We start from the raw sequence: 22093 nt of genomic DNA on the forward strand, positions 1-22093 counted from the left end.
TGCCCGCGGACGGGAGGCTTGCAAGCCCGTGCCGCGCCAAACGGGCCGCGGACCGGGTCACTGCCCGGGATTTGGGCGCCGCTCACGGCTTGGGGCGGATCAGGATGGCGCGGAAGTCGTTCACATTGGTCAGGGTCGGCCCCGGGGCCACCTGCGCGCCCAGCCCGGCAAAGAGGCCATGGCTGTCATTGACCGCCAGCGCTGCCGCCGGGTCGAGCCCCAGCGCCGCCGCCTCGGCCAGCGTGCCGGGGCCGATCACCGCGCCCGCCACCTCGTCCGCGCCGTCGACCCCGTCGGTGTCGCAGGCGATGGCGTCGATCCCGGGCGCGCCCTCCAGTACAACGGCCAGGGCCAGCGCATATTCGGCATTGGGCCCGCCGACCCCGTCGCCCCGCCGCGTCACCGTGCATTCGCCGCCCGACAGCAACAAAAGCGGCGGATCGCCAGGCGCCATCGCGGCCTGCCGCGCCAAGGCCAGCGCCGCATGGGCTTCGGCCAGCTCGCGGGCCTCGCCTTCCAGCGCATCGCCCAGGATCTCGACCGCACAGCCCGCCTCGCGCGCGGCCTCGGCGGCGGCCTCCAGAGACCGGGCGGGCGCCGCGATCACCGCGTTCTCGACCCGGCCGAGACGCGGGTCGTCGGGGCGGACCGGATCGCCGCCCGCCTCGAGAAAGGCCTGCACCGAGGGCGGCGGCACCACCCCCCAGCGCGTCAGCGCCGCCAGAGCCCGGGCCGCGTCGCCCCGATAGCCCACGGTGGGCCCGCTGGCGATATCGGCCGGATTGTCGCCCGGCACGTCGGAAATCAGCAGGCCCAGCACGCGCGCCGGAAAGGCTGCGGCGGCCAAACGACCGCCCTTGACCGCCGATATTTCCTTGCGGATGCCGTTGATCTCGCCGATCGGCGCGCCCGAGGCCAGAAGCCCCGAGGTCACCAGCCGCTTTTCCTCCAGCGTGATCTGCCCGGCGGGCTGCACCAGCAGGGCCGAGCCGCCGCCCGAGATCAGTGCCAGCACCAGATCGTCCTCGCCCAGACCGTCCAGCAGGCGCATCACCCGCCGGGTCGCGACCTCGCCTGCGGCATCGGGCACCGGATGCGCGGCCTCGACGATCTCGACGCCCGCGCAGGGACGGCCATGGCCATAGCGGGTGATCACCAGCCCCTCGCACGGGCCCCAGGCGGTCTCGACCGCCTCGGCCATCCGCGCCGAGGCCTTGCCGGCCCCCACCACCACCACCCGCCCCGCGGGACGGGGCGGCAGCGCGGCCGGGACGATCCGCATCGGATCTGCCGCCGCGACGGCCAGGTCGAAAAGCGCCCTGAGAAAGCCGGAGGGCTCGGTTGGGTCGACGGAAAGCGAAACAACTGTCATGTCGAAAAGGATGGGGCGTCCTCGGCCTCTGGCAAGAGCCCCGCGCGGGCCTGACCCTACGGCATGGGCCGCGATCTCAGGACGCCAGCGCCAGCGCCTCTTCCAGATCGCGGTTGCCCGCCACCAGATCGGCCAGGGTGACGCCGTCGAGCGTGGCGTAGAATTCGGCCAGTGCCCGCTGCAGCGCGCCCTTCAGCAGGCAGCAACAGGAAATCGGGCAGGTATTCGTCACCGGATCGAAGCATTCGGCAAAGGGCACCCCCGATTCGAGATGGCGGAAAACCTCGCCCACGGTGATGTCCTCGGGCGTGCGCTTGAGGGTCAGACCGCCGTTCCGGCCGCGCGTCGTCTTCACCAGCCCGTGATGCGCCAGCGTATTGATGACCTGCGCCATGTGGTTCTCGGAGGTGTTGCAGGCGGAGGCGATGTCCGACTTGCGCACCGTGCGCCCGCCATTCACAGCGCAATACATCAGCGCCCGCATCGCGATATTGGTCCGGGTGGTCAGACGCATCGGGGTTCTCTTTTCCAGTCCTGGGGGATAATGATCTATCTCACATACGGGTTCAAACGAGAATAGAGCCTGTTAAAGATCACGCAAGCCCTTCGCCGATCCCGGATGCGGGGCGCTTCAGAAACGGGTGACGGGGCGGGACTTGAGCCGTAGACACGCGAAGAAGGACGATCCGGCCGCCAGGCGGCTTTCCCAGATGACGGCCCCGGTGATGAGCCTGCTGGAGAGGGCGGGGGCGATGGCCACCGCAGCCTCGCTGCTGTGGCTGATCCAGGCCGCGGCGGTGGCACTGGCCCTGGGCCAAATGTTGCAGCCCGAAACCGCCTGGGGGCCCACCTGGGCCTTTGCCCTCGTCTTCGTGGCGGTGGGCGTCGGGCGCGCGATGCTCGACCATCAGGCGGGCGCGCTGTCGTTCCGCGCCGCCGACATCGTTCTGGCGCTGGAACGCGCGCGGCTGGTCACGCGGGAATCGCGCCGCGCCACCGACGACCCGGCCCGCCCGCCCGCGGCCGTCACGGCGACGCTGGCCGCCGAAAAGCTGGCCGCGCTGACGCCCTTCCTCACCCGCTATGCCCCGGCCAAGCGCCGCTCGACCTTCGTGCCGCTGGTGATCCTGGCGGTCACTTTCTACTTTTCCTGGGCGATCGGGCTGGTTCTGCTGTTCGCCGGGCCGCTGATCCCGATCTTCATGGCGCTGGTCGGCATCGCCGCCAAGAAGGCCAGCGAGCGGCAGATGGAAGAGCTGTCGAACATGAACGTGCTGCTGCTGGAACGACTGACGGCGCTGGTCGACATCCGCCTGCTGGACGCGACCGAGCGCACGGTCGACAGTTTCCGGTCGGCCGCCGACCGGCTGCGCGGGCGCACCATGGAGGTGCTTCGCGTGGCCTTCCTGTCCTCGACCGTGCTTGAACTTTTCTCGGCCATCGGCATCGCCATGGTCGCGGTCTATGTCGGCTTCTCGCTGCTGGGCGAGCTGACTTTCGGCGCCTGGGGCACTCCGCTGACCGCGACCGAAGGGATCTTCCTGCTGCTGCTGGCCCCCGATTATTTCCAGCCGCTGCGCGATCTGGCCGCCGCCTGGCATGACAAGGCCGACGCCAATGCCGTGGCGCGCGAACTGGCCGAACTGGAGGCGCAGGAGCAAACCACCTTCCTCGGGCTCGGCGCCTCGGCACGGCCGCTCGAAACCGCCGACGCGCTGTCGGTCAGAGGCCTCGCCTATCGCCCGCCGGGCGGGCGGCTGATCAGGTTCCCGGATTTCGATCTGGGCGCGGGCGAGACGCTAGCGATCACCGGACCCTCTGGCATCGGCAAGTCCTCGCTGCTGCGGCTGATTGCGGGCATGGCGATCCCCGCTGAGGGCGAGATCCGGATCGGCGACACTGTGCTGTCGCCCGAGACCGCCGATGCCTGGCGCGCGCGGCTGGGCTGGTTACCGCAACAGCCGCGCTTCGTGTCGGGCTCGCTGCGCAAGAACCTGACGCTGGCGCTGCGGCCCGGGCATGAGCTGCCGCTGGACACCGCGCTGGAGCTGGCGGCGGCCGACGGCGTGGTGGCGCAGCTGCCGCGCGGGCTGAACACACGGCTGGGCGAGACCGGGGTCGGCGTCTCGGGCGGCGAGGCGCGGCGGCTGATCGTGGCGCGCGCGGCGCACGCCCATCCCGACCTGCTGCTGGCCGACGAGCCGACCGCCGATCTGGACGAAGAGACCGCGACGCTGGTCACCGAGGGGCTGCTGGGTCTCGCGGCGGGCGGCGTCGCGCTGATCGTGGCGACCCATGACCCGGCGCTTGCCGCGCGGATGGATCGCCAGATCGCCATCAGACCGGAGCATGCGGCATGAGGGACATCCTGCAGATCCTGCGCCTGACCTGGCGCGCCCAGCGCGGCCCGCTGATCCGGGGCACCGCGCTTGCCGTGATCGTGGTGGCGATGGGGGTGGCGCTGCTGGGCCTTGCGGGCTGGTTCATCACCGCCGCGGCGGCGGCCGGGCTTGCGGGCATCGGCATCGCCTTCAACGTCTTCCAGCCCTCGGCCTCGGTGCGCTTTCTGGCGCTTGGCCGCACCGCCGCGCGCTATGGCGAACGGCTGCTGACCCATGACGCGACGCTGAAGGCGCTGACCGACATCCGCGTGGCGCTTTTGCGGGGCGTGCTGGCCCTGCCGTTCCAGACGCTGTCGCGGCTTCGGGGTGCCGAGACCATGAACCGGCTGGTGGCCGATGTGGATGCACTTGACGGGGTGGTGCTGCGGCTCTTCATTCCGGCGGTCACCGGGGTCATTCTTTACGTCGCCGCCTTCCCGCTTTTGTGGTGGATGACCGATTTCACGCTGGCGATCTGGATCCTCGCCAGTTTCACGCTGGGCTGCGGGCTGGTGCTGGTCTGGGCCGGGCGCCATGCGCTGGCCCCCTCGCGCCGGGCCGAGAAGGCGCTGCAGGCCTTCCGCATCCGGCTGATCGACCTGCTGCGCGCCCGCGACGATCTGGTGGTCTATGGCCGCCTGCCCGAACAGACCGAGGCGGTGCAGCTGGCCGAGGCCCGGATGCGCGAGAACCTCGGCGCCATCGACCGGCTGGAACGCCGGGCGGGGCTGGCGCTGTCCTTGACCACCACGCTGGCCACCGGCACGGCGCTGGCGCTGGGAGGCGTGCTCGTCGCCCGTGGCGCGATCACGCCCGCACAGGCCGCTCTGGGCTTTTTCGTGGCGCTGGCCCTGTCGGAAACCGTGCAGCCCCTGCGCCGGGGCTTGGCCGATCTGGGGCGGATGCTCGATGCCGCCCGCCGCGTGACCCGACTCTTGCCCGGCGAGGCCGCAGCCGGAACGCCCGCCCGTCCGGCCCCTGCCACAGCACCGGACGCCACCTGTCCGGCGCTGGAGATGACCGACATCGCCTACCGCCATCCGGGTGCCGAGGCGCCGGTGCTGCAGGGCTTTTCGCTGACGCTCGCCCCCGGCGCCTGCGTCGCGCTGACCGGGGCGTCGGGCAGCGGCAAAAGCACCGTGCTGGCGCTGGCCGCCGGTCTGATCCAGCCCGAGGCGGGCACCATCCGGCTGGCAGGCCGCCCGATCGACGAGTTGCCCGAAACCCGGCTGCGGGCCGAAATGACCTACCTGCCCCAGCGCAGCATGCTTCTGGGCCAGAGCTTCTTCGACATGCTGGCGTTGGCCGATCCCGATCTCGACGAACGCGAGGCGCTGGACCTGCTCGAGGCGGTGGCGCTGTCCTCGACGGTCGCCGCGCGCGGCGGGCTGCACGCGCCCCTGAAGGAAAACGGCGCCGGGCTTTCGGGCGGCGAACAGCGCCGTCTGGCGCTGGCGCGCGCGCTGCTGCGCCGGCCGCGGCTCTTGCTGCTGGACGAGCCGACCGAAGGGCTCGACCGGCCGACCGCGACCCGGGTGCTGGGCGCGATCCGCGAGATCCTGCCCGAGGCCGCGATCCTGACCGCCTCGCACCGCAAGGCCGAACGCGACTGGGCCGACCGGCTGATCGCTATGACCTGACCGTCCCGCCGCCATCGCGGGGGCCGGGGCCGTCGCACGCCCGAGACGCATCGCAGTTATGCCGTATTGGCATGCCGCACCGCTGCATACAAAGGTATATCTGGAACACGTCTAATATGCCGCCCTCCACCGTTAACACCAACGGCTTGGAATCCCGACATATTATGTAATGAGGGGAAAGGGCCAAAGGAGGCCATCAATGGAACTCGACATCGTCGAGCTGTCCCGGCTGCAGTTTGCCATGACAGCCATGTATCACTTCCTCTTCGTGCCGCTCACGCTTGGTCTGTCGATCATCGTGGCGATCATGGAGACGGTCTATGTGATGACCAACCGCCCCGTCTGGCGCCAGATGACGAAATTCTGGGCCACGCTCTTCGGCATCAACTTCGTGCTGGGGGTCGCGACGGGCATCACCATGGAATTCCAGTTCGGGATGAACTGGAGCTATTACAGCCACTATGTCGGCGACATCTTCGGCGCTCCGCTGGCGATCGAAGGCCTGATGGCCTTCTTCCTGGAAGCGACCTTCGTCGGTCTCATGTTCTTCGGCTGGGACAAGCTGTCCAAGGTGGGGCATTGCGTGGTCACGTGGCTGGTGGCGATCGGGTCGAACTTCTCGGCGCTCTGGATCCTGATCGCAAACGGATGGATGCAGAACCCGGTGGGGGCCGAGTTCAATCCGATGACCATGCGGATGGAAATGACCTCGTTCTTCGAGGTGATGTTCAACGAGGTGGCGCAGGCCAAGTTCGTGCATACCGTCTCGGCGGGCTATGTGACGGCCTCGATCTTCGTGCTGGGCGTTTCGGCCTGGTATCTGCTGAAGGGCCGCCATGTGGAGCTGGCGCGCCGGTCGATCGCGGTCGCGGCCAGTTTCGGGCTTGCAGGCGCGCTGTCGGCGGTGGTCCTCGGCGACGAGTCGGGCTATAACGCCACCCATACCCAGAAGATGAAGCTCGCCGCCATCGAGGGCATGTGGGAAACCCATGAGGCGCCCGCGCCGTTCAACCTCTTCGGCATTCCCGACCAGGCCGACCGCGAGACCAAATACGCGATCCAGGTGCCGGTGGTGATGGGCCTGATCGGCTCGCGCTCGCTGACCGAGGAACTGCCGGGCATCAACCAGCTGGTGGACGAGGCCGAGGCCCGCATCCGCAACGGGCTGATCGCCTATGACGCGCTGATGCAGATCCGTGCCGACCGGGGCGCGGCAGCGCCCGAGCTGACCGCGCAGTTCGAGCAGCACAGCGCCGATCTGGGCTTTGCCTTCCTGCTCAAGCGCTATCTCGACGACCCGCGCCTGGCGACCGATGACCAGATCGCCATGGCGGCGCAGGACACGGTGCCGGGGGTGCTGCCGCTGTTCTGGGCCTTCCGGGTGATGGTGATCCTGGGCTTCGGCTTCATCGCACTGATGCTGTTCTTCTTCATCCGCGCCAACTTCTACGGCATGCGCTTTCCGCGCTGGGCATTGCGCGCCGCGGTGGTGGCGATCCCGACGCCCTGGATCGCGGCCGAGATGGGCTGGTTCGTGGCCGAGTTCGGCCGCCAGCCCTGGACCGTCGACGGCGTGCTGCCGACCGCGCTGTCGGTCAGCCAGCTCAGCGTGGCCCAGGTCGCCTTCACGCTCGCGGGCTTCATCACCTTCTATTCGGTCCTCTTCGTGATCGAGATCGGGCTGATGCGGAAATACATCCTCAAGGGGCCCTATATGGACGTCGCCGAAACCGACGACTGGACCCGGCGCCATACCGACCGCCTGACCGGCGGACGCGGCCTCGAACCGGCGGAGTAAAGACCCATGATCCTGCATGAATTCGTGGATTTCGAGATCCTTCGGGTGATCTGGTGGGGGCTTCTGGGCGTCCTTCTGATCGGCTTTGCGCTGACGGACGGCTTCGATCTGGGCGTCGGCACGCTGCTGCCCTTCGTCGCCCGGACCGATATCGAGCGGCGGGTGGCGATCAACACCGTCGGCCCGGTCTGGGAAGGCAACCAGGTGTGGTTCATCCTGGGCGGCGGCGCCATCTTCGCCGCCTGGCCGCCGCTTTACGCGGTCAGCTTCTCGGGCTTCTACATCGCGATGTTCCTGATCCTCGCGGCGCTGATCCTGCGCCCCGTGGGCTTCAAGTACCGCTCGAAGCGCGAGGACGAACGCTGGCGCGCGGCCTGGGACTGGGCGCTGTTCGTGGGCGGCTTCGTGCCCGCGCTGGTCTTCGGCGTCGCGGTGGGCAACGTCCTGCAGGGCGTACCGTTCCGGCTGACCGAGGATCTCATGTCGATCTACGAGGGGTCGTTCTTCGGGCTGCTGAACCCCTATGCGCTGCTGGCGGGGCTGGTGTCGGTCTCGATGCTGGTGATGCATGGCGCGGCCTGGCTCCAGCTCAAGACCGAGGGCATGGTGGCCGACCGCGCCCGGACCTTCGGCGCCTGGGCGGCCATTGCCACCATCGTCACATATGCGCTGGCGGGCCTCTGGCTTGCGGGCGGGATCGACGCCTACAGCTTTGTGGGCCCGGTCGCGACCGACGGACCGTCGAACCCGCTGATGAACGCGGTCGTCAAGGGCGGGTCCTGGATGGCGGCCTATGAGGCGCGGCCCTGGATCGTCATCGCCCCGGCGCTGGGCTTCCTTGGCGCGGCGCTGGCCTTCCTCGGCTTCAGGACCGACAAGGAGGGCTGGACCATGCTGGCCTCGAAGCTGTCGATCCTCGGCATCATCGCCTCGGTCGGGCTGACCATGTTCCCGTTCATCCTGCCGTCCAGCATCGACCCCAACTCGTCGCTGACGGTCTGGGACAGCTCGTCCTCGCATCTGACGCTGTTCGTGATGCTGGTCTCGGCGGTGATCTTCGTGCCGCTGATCCTCGCCTACACCGCCTGGGTCTACAAGGTGCTCTGGGGCAAGGTCACGGCCTCGGACGTCGTCGACAAAAGCGACTCGGTCTACTGAGAAAGGAACCCGAAGATGTGGTATTTCGCCTGGATCCTCGGCCTGCCGCTGGCCGCGCTTTTCGCCGTCGTCAACGCGATGTGGCTGGAGCTGAACGCGGATCGCACCATGATGGACGGCAAGCCGCGCCACGACCGCTAGGCCGGTCGCCGTCCTGAACCGGGGCCATGCCCCGCACCCATAAGGCCCGTGCCGCTGGCGCGGGCCTTTTTTCGTGCCCGCAAGGTCCGGCCGGAAATGTTGCGGCCCCAAAAGATGATTCTTTGACATTTCATTTGAGTCGACCCTATATGGGCACGACACATGCAATTTCTTGCATGCTTGGAACCAGAGCCCTACAGGAGGCGCGACCGACATGAGCACGACCGCAGAGACCGAGCCCGGCAGCCGCGAAGGCCGGCTGGCGCATTTTCCCGTCACCTTCTTCGCCACGGTGATGGGAATGATGGGTCTGACGCTGGCCTGGCATGCGGGCGAACAGGCGCTGGGGCTGACCCTCCCCGTCTCACATTACCTGCTCTTTGCCTCTTCGGCACTCTTGGCCGCGGTCGCGGCGCTTTATTCGACAAAGCTTCTGACGCGCTTGCCGATGGCCGCGGCCGAATGGCGCCACCCGGTGCGGCTGGCCTTCTTTCCCACCGCCTCGATCTCGCTGATCCTGCTGTCCGTGGCATTGCTCGGCCAGTATCCCGCGCTGGCCGAGCCGGTCTGGATCGCGGGGACCGCGCTTCAGGGGATCCTGTCGCTTCTGGTGATCGCCGACTGGATCGGGCACCGCCCCTTCCAGCCGATCCACCTGAACGCCGCCTGGTTCATCCCGCCGGTCGGCAATATCCTGGTGCCCGTCGCGGGCGTACCGCTCGGCCACCCGGATATTTCCTGGCTGTTCTTCTCTGGCGGGGCGCTGTTCTGGATCGTGCTGCTGACGCTGGTGATGAACCGGCTGACCTTTCACGATCCGCTCCCCAGCCGACTGCAGCCGACGCTGGTGATCCTGATCGCGCCCCCCGCCGTCGGCTTCATCTCGTGGATGCGGCTGAATGGCGGGCTCGACTCGCTGGCGATGTTCTTGCTCAATGCCGCCTATGTCTTCGCGCTGATCGTGGCGACCCAGCTGCCGCGCATCCTGCGCCTGCCTTTCGCGCTGTCCTTCTGGGCGCTCTCGTTCCCGCTGGCCGCGCTGACCATCGCGACCTTTATCTATGCCACCACCACCGGCTCGGCCGTCCATCTGTGGCTGGGCGGCGGGCTTCTGGCCTTCCTCAGCGTGGTGATCGCGGGGCTGGTCGGGCGCACGCTGCTGGCGATTGCCCGGAACGAGATCTGCCAGCCGGAATAGCGGCCTCAGCCCCGCCGGGGCGCGGCGAAGCCAATGGCGAAGGCACAGCTTGCCGCGACCACGATGCTGGGTCCGGCGGGCGTGTCGAACTGGTAGGATCCCCAAAGCCCGGCCAGGGCCGCGGCCGCGCCGATGCCCGAGGCGATCAGCGCCATCGCCTCGGGGGTGCGCGCCCAGGGCCGGGCCGCGGCAGCCGGAACGATCAGCATTGCCACGATCAGAAGCGCGCCCACCACCTGGATCGCCACCGCGACCACCAGCGCCAGCGCCACCGTCAGTATTAGCCGCTCGCGCCCCGGGTCGATCCCCGAGGCCGCGGCCAGGTCCTCGCTGACCGTGACCGTCAAAAGCGCCGTCCAGCGCCAGCCGATCAGCGCCAGCACCGCCAGCGCACCGGCCCAGATCACCGCCAGATCGGTGCGGCCGACCGCGAGGATGTCGCCAAAGAGATAGGCCGACAGATCGACCCGCACCCCGCTGAGAAACGAGACCGAGACCAGACCGACCGCCAGCGCCGCATGGGCGGCGACGCCCAGCGCGGTGTCCATCGCCAGCCCCCGCCCCGACAGCGAGGTCACCGCCAGCGCCATGGCAAGGGCAGCCCCCAGCGTGCCCGCGAAGATCGAGATCGAAAAGCCCAGCGCGATGGCCACGCCCAGGATTGCGGCATGGGCCGTGGCCTCGCCGAAATAGGCCATGCGCCGCCAGACCACGAAAGCGCCAAGCGGCCCGGCGGCCAGCGCCACCGCGATGCCCGCCAACGCCGCGCGCACCAGAAAATCGTCAAGCATCGGCGGCCTCCGGTTTTGCACCATGGGCGTGGGGATGTGCCTCGGACCCGGCCGCCGCGCCGTGTCCGCAGCCGTCATGGGCATGATCGTGTTCGTGCTGATAAAGCGCCATCGTGCCATGGGTGCCATGGCCGAACAGCGCCCGGTATTCGGGTGCGGCGGTCACGACATGGGGTTGCCCCTGACAGCAGACATGGCCGTTGAGGCAGAGCACCCGGTCGGTCGCGCTCATCACCACATGCAGGTCGTGGCTGACCATCAGCACCGCGGCGCCGGTCTCGCGCCGCAGGTCGGCAATCAGCTGATAGAAGGCCGCGGTTCCGGGCTGGTCGAGCCCCTGCGTTGCCTCGTCGAGGATCAGAAGTTCCGGACCGCCCAGAAGCGCGCGGGCCAGCAACACCCGCTGGAACTGCCCGCCCGACAGCGCGGTCAGCTGCCGGGTCTCGAGCCCGGCCGCGCCCACCCGGCCGAGCATCGCCGCGACCTCGGCTGTCCCGTGCCGAACGGGCAACGACAGGAAGCGGCGCACCGTCAGCGGCATGCGGTCGTCGATGGCAAGCTTTTGCGGCACATAGCCGATCGTGAGCCCCGGGCGCCGGGTGACGACGCCCGCCGTCGGCCGGACCGCGCCCAGCACCGCCCGCAGAAGCGTCGACTTGCCCGACCCGTTTGGCCCGACAAGCGTGACGATCTCGCCCGCGCCGATCTCGAAATCGACCCCGGTCAGCGCGGCGACCCCGCCATAGCGCACCGTCAGCCCGCGCGCGGCCACCAGCGTCATGCCCGCGCCTCGCGGCAGGCGGGGCAGCGGCCGACAGCCTCGAGGCTCATCCGCTCGATCTCGAACCCGACCGCGCCGGCCGCGGCCAGCATCGCGTCGGCAACGGCGGTGCCCGGCGCCTCGGCCACCGCCTGGCAGGTGTCGCAGATCAGGAAGGCCGGGCGGTGCGGCTCGCCCGGGCGCATGCAGGCGGCAAAGGCATTGAGCCGCCGGATGCGGTGTGCGAGCCCGTGATCGACCAGAAAATCGAGCGCCCGGTAGGCCACTGGCGGCTGGCGGGCGAAGCCCGACGCAACCAGCCGGTCGAGCACCTCGTAGGCGCCCAGCGCCTGATGCGATTCAAGCAGGATCTCAAGCGTACGGCGGCGCACCGGTGTCAGGCGCAGCCCTTCGGCCGCGACGATTTCCTCGGCCCGCTCCAGCGTCGCCTGGCGGCAGGCGGCATGGTCATGGGCGGAAAACACCCGCTCGGCATCGATTCTCATCCGGACCCTCTTGACTTGTTATTTTATAACATATTCATTCCGGGGCATCTTCCGCAAGCGCCATTTCGAAGGAGTCGGTCCATGCGCCCCCTGTTCTTCCCTGTTTTTCTGGCCCTCGCCGCGCCCGCGGCTGCCCAGCCGCCGCGTGTGGTGACCGACATTCCCCCGGTCCAGTCGCTGGTGGCCGAGGTGATGGGCGATCTGGGCCGCCCCGAGATCCTGCTGGATCAGGGCGGCGACCCGCATCATTTCCAGCTGAAGCCCTCGCAGGCCCGCGCGATCAGCGAGGCCGGTCTGGTGTTCTGGGTCGGCCCGCAACTGACGCCCTGGCTCGACCGCGCGCTGAAGGGGCTTGGCCCCGACGCGCAGGCCGTCGCGCTGATCGAAGCCCCGGGCACGTATCGGCGCAGCTACGGCACGCCGGACGGGCACGATCATGACCACGAGCATGTGGGCGAGGCCGATGCCGAAGATCAGCATCACGGGGCCGCCGCGCCGGACGCGGATCACGATGCCGACGATCACGCCGCCGAGGAAGAGCATCACCATCACGAAGGCACCGATCCGCATGCCTGGCTCGATCCGGAAAACGCCCGGGTCTGGGTGCTGCGGATCAGCGGTGCCCTGGCCGAAGCCGATCCCGAAAATACCGCCATCTACCAGGCGAATGCGCGGTCTGCGCTCGACCGGATCGCGGCCGCCGAAACCGAAGCACGGCAAGTGCTGGCCCCGGTCGGCGACCGGCCGATCATGGTCTTCCACGACGCTTACGGCTATTTCGCCGAGCATTTCGGACTGACCGTGGCCGGGTCCATCGCCATGGGCGATGCCGCCGATCCGGGGGCTGCCCGGCTGACCGGGCTGCGGGACGAGCTGCGCGCCGATGGCGTTGCATGTCTCTTCCCCGAGGCCCAGCACGACCCGGCCTATGCCGAGGCCATCGCCGAGGGCACCGATGTGCGGGTCGGCGCGCCGCTCGATCCGTCGGGCAGCACGCTCGCCTACGGCCCCGACCTCTACCCGGCGCTGCTGACGGACCTCGCCCGGACCATCGCCGACTGCGTCACCGGCTCGGACGGCTGAGCCCCGACCGGGTGGGGGCGCTGCTCAAAGATCGACTTCGACCGCCACGCCCTTGGCCCGGGCCGCCGCGACCGCCCGGGCCGCCACCGCCAGATCCTGCAACCCGACGCCCGTGCCGTCGAAAAGCGTGATGTCATCGTCGGACTGGCGCCCCGGCACGGTGCCGTTGATGACCCCGCCGATCTGGACGATATCGTCCGCGCCGATCAGACCGGCCGCGACCGCGTGCTGGGCCTCGCCGATGCTGAGGGATTGCGCGACCTCGTCGGTGAAGACCCTCGCCCGGGCGAAGATCGCCGGGTCGATTTCCTGCTTGCCCCTGGTATCGGTGCCCATGCAGGCCAGATGCGTGCCGGGCCGGACATGGGCATCGAGAAGCTGCGCGGCGAAGGATGACGAGATGGTCACGATGACATCGGCCTGCGCGCCGAGGTCTTCCAGCGAGACCGCCTCGAAGGGCAGGCCAAGCTCGGTGGCAGTTTCGGCCAGCCGGGGCAGCATCTCGGGATGATAGTTCCAGCCGACCACCTTCTCGAAGGGACGCTCGGCGGCGGCGGCGCGCATCTGGAAGGCCGACTGATGGCCTGCGCCCAGGAGGCCCAGCACGCGCGAGTCGCTGCGTGCCAGATGCCGGATCGAGACCGCCGACGCCGCCGCCGTGCGAAGCGCGGTCAGCAGGTTGCCGCCGACCAGAGCCGCGGGCCGGCCGGTGTCGGGGTCGAACAGCACCACGGTCGACTGATGGTTGGCCAGCCCCTTTTCAACATTGCCAGGCCAGTAGCCGCCCGACTTGAGACCCAGCACCTTTCCGGCACGGTCGAAGCCTGACTTGAAGCCGTAAAGCGCGTCGGCATGGCCGATCGACTCGCGGATCACCGGGAAATTATAGGCCTCATCGCGGGCCATGGCGGAAAAGACGGCCTCGACCGCCTCGAAACATTGCGCGGGCGACACGAGCCCTGCAATTTCGCTTTCCGGAACGACAAACATCTTACCCCTGCACGATTTTTCGCAGAAAAATCGGGGCCCGAAGGCCCCGTCACGTCGATCAGTAGGCCTTTCCGCGCGCGGAAACCGGCCAGAGGCATTCGACGGTGCCGTTGCGCACGCCGACATACCAGTCATGGACATTGCAGGTCGGGTCGCAATGGCCGGGCACAAGCTTCAGCTTGTCGCCGACCTTCAGCACGCCCTCGGGATCCGCGATCACCCCGTGTTCGTCCGAGCATTTCACATAGCTCACATCCTCGCGCCCGAACACGACCGGCAGGCCGCTATCGACCGATTGCGCCTTCAGCCCCGCATCGCAGATCGCCTTGTCGGCCTTGGCATGGCTCATCACCGAGGTCAGCAGGAAAAGCGCGTTCTCCCATTCGCCGCGGTCGATCCGGTTGCCGTCCGCATCGAGGATGCGTCCGTAATCGGCATCCATGAAGGCGTAGGACCCGCATTGCAGCTCGTTATAGACGCCCGAGCTGCCCTCGAAGTAATAGGACCCGGTCCCGCCGCCGCCGACAATGTCGCAGGAAAGCCCTTCGACCTTCAGCGCCTCGACGGCCTCGGTCACCATCGCCACGGCGAGGTCGATCTTGGCCTTGCGGTCCGCATAGGCGTCGAGGTGCTGCATCGCGCCCTGATAGGCCTGCAGCCCGGCAAAGCGCAGCCCGGGCGCCGCATCGATGGCCCTGGCGATGGCGACCACCTCGGGCGTCGCGGTCACGCCGCAGCGCCCGGCGCCGCAGTCGATCTCGACCAGGCATTCGATCTCGGTGCCGTGCCGCACCGCCGCCTCGGACAGATCGGCCACATTCGCAAGATCGTCGACGCAGACCAGCGTCCGGGCGCCCAGCTTGGGCAGCCGCGCCAGCCGGTCGATCTTGGCCGGATCGCGCACCTGGTTCGACACCAGCACGTCCTTGATCCCGCCGCGCGCAAAGACCTCGGCCTCGGACACCTTCTGGCAACAGACCCCGCAGGCCCCGCCCAGCCGTTCCTGCAGCCTGGCCACATCGACCGACTTGTGCATCTTGCCATGCACCCGATGGCGCACCCCATGCGCCTTGGCCCAGTCGCCCATCTTCGTGATGTTGCGCTCGAGCGCGTCGAGATCCAGCACCAGGCAGGGGGTCTGGATCTCGGCCTCGGCCATCCCCGGCAGGGCCGGGATATCATAGCCCACCTCGAGCCCGTCGAAATCGGTCACGTCTTTCATTGCATCTCTCCCAGGTTCCCAAGCGCACCGGACGCGCGCGAAATTTCCTTCGGCCCGCGGCAGGCTTGAGGGTGTCCGCATCCCGCCGGGGTCATGTTTCACCATTGCCGCGGGACCGCGGCGGATCTCAGGCCGTCATCCAGGGCAGGCGGTCGATATCGACATTGCCGCCGGTCACGATCACGCCCACGCGCTTGCCCGCGAAGACCTCGCGGTTCTTCAGCACCGCCGCCAGCGGCACCGCCGAGCTCGGCTCCATCACGATCTTCATCCGCTTCCAGATCAGCTTCATCGCCTCGACGATCTCGGCTTCCGAGACGGTCAGGATGTCGGTCACGTTCGACGAGACGAAATGCCAGGTCAGATCCTTCAGCGGCACCTTCAGCCCGTCGGCCACCGTCTCGGGTGCATCGTCCGCGATGATATGCCCGGCCTTGAAGCTGCGATAGGCGTCATCGGCCTGCTCGGGCTCGGCGGCGTAGATCTCGACATGCGGCGCGAGGCTCGACAGGGTCAGGCAGGTGCCCGACACCATTCCGCCGCCGCCGATGGGCGCGATCACCGCGTCGAGATCGCGGATCTGGTCGTTCAGCTCGCGCGCGCAGGTGCCCTGCCCGGCGATCACCCGCCAGTCATTGTAGGGATGGACGAATTCGGCCCCGGTCCGGGCCTCGACCTCGGCAAAGACCGCCTCGCGCGAACTGGTCGAGGGGTCGCATTCGGTGATCTCGCCGCCATAGCCGCGCACCGCGTCCTTCTTGGCCTGCGGTGCCGTGCGCGGCATCACCACATGACAGGGAATGCCCCGGCGACCGGCCGCATAGGACAGCGACAGCGCATGATTGCCCGAGGAATGGGTGGCAACGCCCCGTGCCGCCCTCTCGTCATCGAGACCGAAGACCGCGTTGCAGGCGCCGCGCACCTTGAAGGCACCGGCCTTCTGGAAATTCTCGCATTTGAAGAAGAGCGAGGCCCCCGCCATACCGTCGATGCAGGACGACGTCAGCACCGGCGTGCGGTGGATATGGGGAGCGATCCGCTCATGGGCGCGGATGACGTCGTCATAGGTCGGAATGTAGAGGGGTGCGTGGTCCTTCATGACGTCCTCACGCCGCCGCCCGCACGGGCGCGGTCCTGCTGTTGCGATAATGCTCCTGCGCGGCGGCAACGCCGCTGCCAAGCCGGACGGGCAGGCCGAGATCGGCCATGGCCATCTCGGCGGTAGCGATGCCCGACAGCGCCATCACGTCGCTCATCAGACCCAGATGGCCGATCCGGAAGACCTTGCCCGCGACCTCGCCCAGGCCCCCGCCGAAGGCCACGCCATAGGCCTCGGCCGCATGGCGCACGATCCGGCCCGCATCGACCCCGTCGGGCGTGACGATGGCCGTCACCGTGTCCGAGCAAAGCTCGGGCCGGGCCGCGCAGGTCGTCATCCCCCAGGCGGCGACCGCACGCCGCACGCCCTCGGCGATGCGGTGGTGGCGGGCGCGGACGGCCTCCATGCCTTCCTCAAGCAGCAGACCGGTCGAGACCGCCAGTCCGTTGATCAGCCCGACCGGCGGGGTGTAGGGATAGTTGCCGCCCAGCATGTCGCGGATATCGAAGAAACAGCGCGGCAGCCCGGAGGTTTCCATCGCCGCCAGGGCCTTCGGGCCGATCCCGACGATGGCAAGCCCCGCGGGCAGCATGAAACCCTTCTGCGAACCGGTCACCGCCAGATCCACGCCCCAGGCGTCCATCCGGAAGTCGATCGACCCGATCGAGCTCACGCCATCGACCATCAGAAGCGCCGGATGCCCGGCCGCGGTCATGGCCGCGCGCACGGCCGCGACATCAGAGGTGACACCGGTCGCGGTCTCGTTATGGGTGACAAGGACGGCCCGGATCCGGTGGCCGGTATCGGCCGCCAGTGCCGCGGCGAAGGCCTCGACCGGCACGCCCTCGCCCCAGGGCCGCTCGACGATCTCGACGTCGAGCCCGTGGCGCTGGCAGAGGTCGATCCACTTCCGCGAGAACATGCCGTGGCGGGCGGCCAGAACCTTGTCACCGGGCCGGAGCGTGTTGGTCACGGCGGCTTCCCAGCCCCCGGTCCCGGTCGCGGGAAAGATCGCGACCTCGCCCTCGGACAGGCCCAGAACCTGCTTCACCCCGGCCATGGCGGAGGCGAGGATCGGCCCGAAAGCGGCCGAGCGGTGATCCATCGTGGGAATGTCGCAGGCCCGGCGCAGGGCCTCGGGCAGGTTGGTCGGGCCGGGCAGAAAAATCGGATTCAAGGCGTGCATCGGGCGGTCCTTCATCTGGCTTTCCAAGGGATAGCGCCCGGTTGCGCTGCGGCGCAATTTTTTCTGAAAGGCTTTTCCGCATGGCGAAAAACGTGATAAAGTCATTCATTCCCAATGGGTTTCACGTCCCTCACATTATGAAAAAACATTTCACTTTCAACCTCAAGGACCGACTCGGATGTCCCAGCCCCGCCTGCGCGGCCGCCCGCGCGCCTTTCATGACAAGACCGAGCAGAACACGGTCCGCGCGCTCGACCGGGCGATGGGACTGCTGACGGCGCTAAGCGAAACCAAGGGGCTGACGCTTTCGGGACTGGCCGCGCTGACCGACCAGAGCCCGGCCACTGTCTACCGGGTGCTGATCACGCTGCAGGGGCACGACATCGTGGAACTGGAAGACGAGGCGCAGCGCTGGCATGTGGGGCCCGGGGCCTTCCGGATCGGATCGGGCTTCCTGCGGCGCACCAATGTCGCCGAACGGTCCCGGGGAGCGATGCAGGCGCTGATGCGGGCCACGGGCGAAACCGCCAATCTGGGGGTCGAGGATCGCGACGAGGTGCTGTTCCTGACCCAGGTCGAAACCCATGAGGCGATCCGGGCCTTCTTTCCCCCCGGCACACGCGGGCCGATGCATACCTCGGGGATCGGCAAGGCGCTTCTGGCGCACCTGCCGCCGGCCCGGGTCGCGGCGATCCTGAAATCGAAGGGACTTCCGGGCTTCACGCCGCTGTCGATCACCGACGAGGCGGCGCTGGGCGAGGATCTGGCCCGGACCCGGGCACGGGGCTATGCCATAGACGATCAGGAACGCGCCGAGGGCATGCGCTGTATCGCGGCACCGATCTTCAACGCCCATGGCGAACCGGTGGCGGGGCTGTCGGTTTCGGGCCCCGCGTTCCGGATCCCGCTGGAGGCCGCGGCGCGGATCGGGACCGAAGTCCGCGCCGCGGCGGATCGGGTCACGGCCGCAATCGGCGGGACAGTGGGTCTTCCGGAAGCGGGGGAAAAATCCGCGTAGCGGATTTTTCGGGTCCGGGGGAGAACGAGTTTTCTGCGAAAACTCGGGGTCGGGCGGTCAGGGACCTCCCCAGCCCCCGCCGCCAGGGGTGCGGATCTCGAAGAGCGCTCCGGCCTCGAGCGCGACCTCGTCATTGCCCGCCCGCCGCTCGCGCCGGCCATCGGCCCATTCGACCCAGTTCTCGCCGACCGCCCCATAGCCGCCCCCGGCCGCGCCGAAGGGCGGAATGCAGCGGTGGGAACAGAGCGTCGTCACCGTCACCGGTTCGAGAAATCTCAACCGCCGGATCGCGCCCTCACCGCCCGCCCAGCGGCCCGCCCCGCCCGAGCCCTTGCGGATCGAGAAGGACTCGAGCCGCACCGGGAAGCGCCGTTCCAGCACTTCGGGGTCGGTCATCCGGGTATTGGTCATGTGGCTTTGCACAGCGTCGCACCCGGCGAAGCCCGGCCCAGCCCCCGTGCCGCCCGCGATGGTTTCATAGTTCTGGAACCGGTCATTTCCCCAGACGAAATTGTTCATCGTCGCCTGGCTGCCCGCGACCACGCCCAGCGCGCCGTAAAGCGCGTTGCAGGCGGCCTGGCTGACCTCGGTATTGCCCGCGATCACCGCGGCCGGATAGGCCGGGTTGAGCAGGCAGCCCTCGGGCGCGATGATCCGCAACGGCTTGAGACAGCCTTCGTTCAGCGGAATGTCGGCCCCGACCATCGTCCGGAAGACATACAGCACCACCGCGCGGCAGACCGCGAAGGGGGCGTTGTAATTGCCCTCGTGCTGGGGGCTCGTCCCGGTGAAGTCGATCACCGCCTCGCGCGCCCCGCGGCCCACTCGCACCGCGACCTCGATCGCGGCGCCATGGTCCATCGGATAGTGGAACCGCCCGTCCTTCAGCGTGCCGATCACCCGCCGCACGCTTTCCTCGGCATTGTCCTGGACATGGCCCATATAGGCGACCACTACGTCCCGGCCGTAGCGGTCGACCACCTCCAGCAGCGCGCGCCGCCCGGTTTCGTTGGCCGCGACCTGGGCCTTCAGATCGGCCATGTTCTGCCTGACGTTCCGGCAGGGCCAGGATCCCGAACGCAACACCGCCTCGGCCTCGGCCTCCAGAAGCCGCCCGCCATCGACCAGACGCAGGTTATCGATCAGCACGCCTTCTTCCTCGATCCGCCGCGAGTCGGGCGGCGAAGACCCCGGCGTGCGCCCGCCGATATCGGCATGGTGCCCGCGCGAGCCCAGCCAGAACAGGATCTCGCCCTCCAGAAAGACCGGCGTCACCACGGTCACGTCGGGCAGGTGGGTGCCGCCGTTATAGGGCGAGTTCAGCATGAAGGCGTCGCCCGGCCGGATCGCGCCCGCATGGCCGCGCATCACCGTGCGGATCGAGTCGGACATCGAGCCCAGATGCACCGGCACATGCGGCGCATTGGCAACCAGATCGCCCTGCGCATCGAAGATCGCACAGGAAAAATCCAGCCGTTCCTTGATGTTGACCGACCATGAGGTATTGGCGAGCGTGGCTCCCATCTGATCGGCCACCGACATGAAGAGGTTCGACATCACCTCAAGGAGCACCGGATCGGCCTCGGTCCCCAGGGCGGGCGCGCGCTGGGCTGTGGCGCAGCGGGTCAGGATCAGGTTCCCCAAATCATCGACCTCGGCGGCCCAGCCCGGTTCGACCATATCGGTGCCGGTCGGTTCCGAGATGATGGCGGGGCCTTCGATCCGGGTGCCCGCCCCCAGCGAGGCGCGGGCATAAAGCGGCACCTCGACGGTTTCGCCGCCCAGATGCACCGACACCCGGTCTGCGATTTCGGCACGGGCCTCAGGCGCCATGGCGGCAGGCGCCGCCGCCGTCTCGCCGATGGCCTCGACATCCAGCATGTCGACGATCAGCGCACGGTCGGGCGAGGCAAAGCCAAAGCGTGCCCGGTGGACCTCTTCGAAATCGGCCTGCATCGCGGCGGCGGGCCCGAAAGGCACCTCCAGCGTCTGGTGCGAGCCCTCATAGCGCAGATGTGCGCGGGCCAGTCGGCGGATAGCCTGCCGCGCCACCCCCTGACGTGCGACGGCCTCCTCGGCCCGGGCGGTCAGATCGGCCAGAGCCGCCTCGGCCCCGGCCGTGTCGGACAGCGGCAGGTCGAGCTGGCCTTCCTCCATCGCCCGGATCTCGGCCAGCCCCATGCCATAGGCGGACAGGACCCCGGCGAAGGGATGCAGGAAGACCCGGCGCATGCCCAGCGCATCGGCCACCAGACAGGCATGCTGGCCGCCCGCCCCGCCGAAGCATTGCAGCGTATAACCGGTCACATCATGGCCACGCTGCACGCTGATCTTGCGGATGGCATTGGCCATGTTGTCGACGGCAATGCGCAGGAAGCCCTCGGCCATGTCCTCGGGGCTGCGCTCGGGCGTGCCGGTCTCGGCCGCGACCTCGCGGGCGAGGGCCGCGAATTTCTTGCGCACTACCGCGACGTCGAGCGGCTGATCGCCCCCGGGGCCGAAGACGGCCGGAAAATGCGCGGGCGTCAGCTTGCCCAGCATGAGGTTGCAGTCGGTCACGGTCAGCGGCCCGCCCCGGCGGTAACAGGCCGGGCCGGGATCGGCGCCGGCACTTTCGGGACCGACCTGGAACCGGCCATCCTCGAACTTGCAGATCGAGCCGCCGCCTGCCGCCACGGTGTGGATGTCCATCATCGGCGCGCGCATCCGCACGCCCGCCACCTCGGTCTCGAAGCTGCGCTCGAAGGCGCCCGCGTAATGGCTGACATCGGTCGAGGTGCCGCCCATGTCGAAGCCGATCAGCCGATCGAACCCCGCAGCCTCGGCGGTCTTGACCATGCCGACGATGCCGCCCGCGGGCCCCGAGAGGATCGCATCCTTGCCCTGAAAGAGCGCGGCATCGGTCAGCCCGCCATTCGACTGCATGAACAAAAGCCGCTCGCAGCCGCCCTGCCCCAGATCGAGCGCATCCGCCACCCGGTCGACATAGCGGCGCAGGATCGGCGAGAGATAGGCATCGACGACAGTGGTATCGCCCCGCCCCACCAGCTTGATCAGCCGCGAGGCGCGATGGCTGACGGAAATCTGGGTGAACCCGATGTCGCGGGCGATTTCTGCCAGGCGATCCTCGTGGACCGGGTTCAGATAGCCGTGCATCAGCGCGATGGCGACGGCACGAATACCCTTGCCATGGGCCGCCGCCAACGCCGTGCGGGCAGCCTCTTCGTCAAGCGGCACCAGCACGTCGCCCTCGGCATCGAGCCGCTCGCGGATTTCGGCCACCTCTTCGTAAAGCAGCTCGGGACGCCGGATATCGAGATCGAAAAGCCGGGGCCGCGCCTGATAGCCGATCCGCAGAAGATCGCCGAAACCCTCGGTGATCAACAGCAGCACCCGTTCGCCCTTGCGTTCCAGCAGCGCGTTGGTGGCGACCGTGGTGCCCATCCGGACAGCCCCGATGGCGCCTCGCGGCAGCGGGTCGTCCGGGCCAAGGCCCAGCAGGTCGCGGATGCCCTGCACCGCGGCATCGGCATAGCGTTCGGGGTTTTCCGACAAGAGCTTGTGGGTCAGCAGCCGACCGTCGGGCGTCCGCGCCACCAGATCGGTGAAGGTGCCGCCCCGGTCGATCCAGAAATCCCACATGCCTGCCGCCATACCGTCCCCCGCTGGCCCGTTCCCCGATCGCGGCACCTTGTCCGGGCCGCCCGGCCGAGGTCAAGACCGCATCCCATCGCGGGCGTTTTTCCTGAA

The 22093-nt window shown here is 68.6% G+C and carries 18 protein-coding genes; 8 read left to right on the top strand and 10 right to left on the bottom strand.

Annotation, left to right across the window (positions count from 1 at the left end; all coding sequences use genetic code 11):
* Window positions 1-82 precede the first annotated feature (82 nt).
* Together BYZ73_RS02195 and BYZ73_RS02200 are read right to left on the bottom strand one after the other, a co-directional pair.
* Window positions 83-1372: a glycerate kinase type-2 family protein gene (locus BYZ73_RS02195; RefSeq protein WP_112314734.1), complete on the bottom strand. Its 1290-nt coding sequence runs from the start codon at window positions 1370-1372 to the stop codon at window positions 83-85.
* Window positions 1373-1448: 76 nt separating this feature from the next.
* Window positions 1449-1886: an RrF2 family transcriptional regulator gene (locus BYZ73_RS02200; protein ID WP_108024220.1), complete on the bottom strand. Its 438-nt coding sequence runs from the start codon at window positions 1884-1886 to the stop codon at window positions 1449-1451.
* 142 nt (window positions 1887-2028) lie between these two features.
* Here BYZ73_RS02200 and cydD point away from each other — a divergent pair, with 142 nt between their 5' ends.
* The 6 genes from cydD (at window position 2029) to BYZ73_RS02230 (ending at window position 9688) form a co-directional block, all read left to right on the top strand.
* The gene (gene cydD, locus BYZ73_RS02205; protein WP_245943027.1) at window positions 2029-3732 is read left to right on the top strand and encodes a thiol reductant ABC exporter subunit CydD; all 1704 of its coding nucleotides are present in this window, start codon (window positions 2029-2031) and stop codon (window positions 3730-3732) included.
* Window positions 3729-5393, top strand: a complete 1665-nt coding sequence (locus tag BYZ73_RS02210; RefSeq protein ID WP_112314736.1) for an amino acid ABC transporter ATP-binding/permease protein — start codon at window positions 3729-3731, stop codon at window positions 5391-5393. The genes cydD and BYZ73_RS02210 overlap by 4 nt, the downstream gene beginning before the upstream one ends.
* 199 nt (window positions 5394-5592) lie before the next feature.
* A complete protein-coding gene (locus BYZ73_RS02215; RefSeq protein ID WP_108024226.1) occupies window positions 5593-7191 on the top strand; it encodes a cytochrome ubiquinol oxidase subunit I in 1599 nt (532 codons plus the stop codon).
* Between the two features lie 6 nt (window positions 7192-7197).
* Entirely contained in the window at window positions 7198-8349 is a 1152-nt protein-coding gene (gene cydB, locus BYZ73_RS02220) for a cytochrome d ubiquinol oxidase subunit II (RefSeq protein WP_112314737.1), read from the top strand.
* Between the two features lie 15 nt (window positions 8350-8364).
* Window positions 8365-8490: a cytochrome bd-I oxidase subunit CydX gene (gene cydX / locus BYZ73_RS02225; protein ID WP_075787192.1), complete on the top strand. Its 126-nt coding sequence runs from the start codon at window positions 8365-8367 to the stop codon at window positions 8488-8490.
* A 214-nt stretch (window positions 8491-8704) separates the two neighbouring features.
* The gene (locus BYZ73_RS02230) at window positions 8705-9688 is read left to right on the top strand and encodes an SLAC1 anion channel family protein (protein WP_112314738.1); all 984 of its coding nucleotides are present in this window, start codon (window positions 8705-8707) and stop codon (window positions 9686-9688) included.
* 5 nt (window positions 9689-9693) lie between these two features.
* Here the strand turns inward: BYZ73_RS02230 and BYZ73_RS02235 are convergent, their stop codons facing one another.
* The 3 genes from BYZ73_RS02235 to BYZ73_RS02245 are packed head-to-tail and all read right to left on the bottom strand — an operon-like array spanning window position 9694 to window position 11745.
* Window positions 9694-10479 (bottom strand): metal ABC transporter permease, encoded by a 786-nt coding sequence (locus BYZ73_RS02235; RefSeq protein ID WP_112314739.1) that lies wholly within the window; start codon window positions 10477-10479, stop codon window positions 9694-9696.
* Window positions 10472-11260 (bottom strand): metal ABC transporter ATP-binding protein, encoded by a 789-nt coding sequence (locus BYZ73_RS02240; RefSeq protein ID WP_112314740.1) that lies wholly within the window; start codon window positions 11258-11260, stop codon window positions 10472-10474. Before BYZ73_RS02240 ends, BYZ73_RS02235 begins: the two co-directional genes overlap by 8 nt.
* Window positions 11257-11745: a Fur family transcriptional regulator gene (locus BYZ73_RS02245; protein WP_112314741.1), complete on the bottom strand. Its 489-nt coding sequence runs from the start codon at window positions 11743-11745 to the stop codon at window positions 11257-11259. The genes BYZ73_RS02240 and BYZ73_RS02245 overlap by 4 nt, the downstream gene beginning before the upstream one ends.
* An 81-nt stretch (window positions 11746-11826) precedes the next feature.
* Between BYZ73_RS02245 and BYZ73_RS02250 the strand changes: the two genes are divergently transcribed.
* A complete protein-coding gene (locus tag BYZ73_RS02250) occupies window positions 11827-12828 on the top strand; it encodes a zinc ABC transporter substrate-binding protein (RefSeq protein ID WP_112314742.1) in 1002 nt (333 codons plus the stop codon).
* Window positions 12829-12852: 24 nt separating this feature from the next.
* On the opposite strand, the gene bhcD is transcribed toward BYZ73_RS02250, so the two are convergent.
* The 4 genes from bhcD to bhcA form a co-directional block, all read right to left on the bottom strand.
* The gene (gene bhcD / locus BYZ73_RS02255) at window positions 12853-13818 is read right to left on the bottom strand and encodes an iminosuccinate reductase BhcD (RefSeq protein WP_112314743.1); all 966 of its coding nucleotides are present in this window, start codon (window positions 13816-13818) and stop codon (window positions 12853-12855) included.
* A 58-nt stretch (window positions 13819-13876) separates the two neighbouring features.
* Window positions 13877-15040: a 3-hydroxy-D-aspartate aldolase BhcC gene (gene bhcC / locus BYZ73_RS02260; RefSeq protein ID WP_112314744.1), complete on the bottom strand. Its 1164-nt coding sequence runs from the start codon at window positions 15038-15040 to the stop codon at window positions 13877-13879.
* A 127-nt stretch (window positions 15041-15167) separates the two neighbouring features.
* Window positions 15168-16139 (bottom strand): beta-hydroxyaspartate dehydratase BhcB, encoded by a 972-nt coding sequence (bhcB, locus tag BYZ73_RS02265; RefSeq protein ID WP_112314745.1) that lies wholly within the window; start codon window positions 16137-16139, stop codon window positions 15168-15170.
* Window positions 16140-16146: 7 nt separating this feature from the next.
* The gene (gene bhcA, locus BYZ73_RS02270) at window positions 16147-17325 is read right to left on the bottom strand and encodes an L-aspartate--glyoxylate aminotransferase BhcA (protein ID WP_112314746.1); all 1179 of its coding nucleotides are present in this window, start codon (window positions 17323-17325) and stop codon (window positions 16147-16149) included.
* Between the two features lie 178 nt (window positions 17326-17503).
* Between bhcA and bhcR the strand changes: the two genes are divergently transcribed.
* A complete protein-coding gene (gene bhcR, locus BYZ73_RS02275) occupies window positions 17504-18343 on the top strand; it encodes an HTH-type transcriptional regulator BhcR (protein WP_112314747.1) in 840 nt (279 codons plus the stop codon).
* 57 nt (window positions 18344-18400) lie between these two features.
* Here the strand turns inward: bhcR and BYZ73_RS02280 are convergent, their stop codons facing one another.
* The gene (locus tag BYZ73_RS02280; RefSeq protein WP_181497938.1) at window positions 18401-21985 is read right to left on the bottom strand and encodes a hydantoinase B/oxoprolinase family protein; all 3585 of its coding nucleotides are present in this window, start codon (window positions 21983-21985) and stop codon (window positions 18401-18403) included.
* Window positions 21986-22093: the final 108 nt, after the last annotated feature.

The sequence above is a fragment of the Rhodovulum viride genome (assembly GCF_003265965.1).
Taxonomy (GTDB): domain Bacteria; phylum Pseudomonadota; class Alphaproteobacteria; order Rhodobacterales; family Rhodobacteraceae; genus Rhodovulum; species Rhodovulum kholense.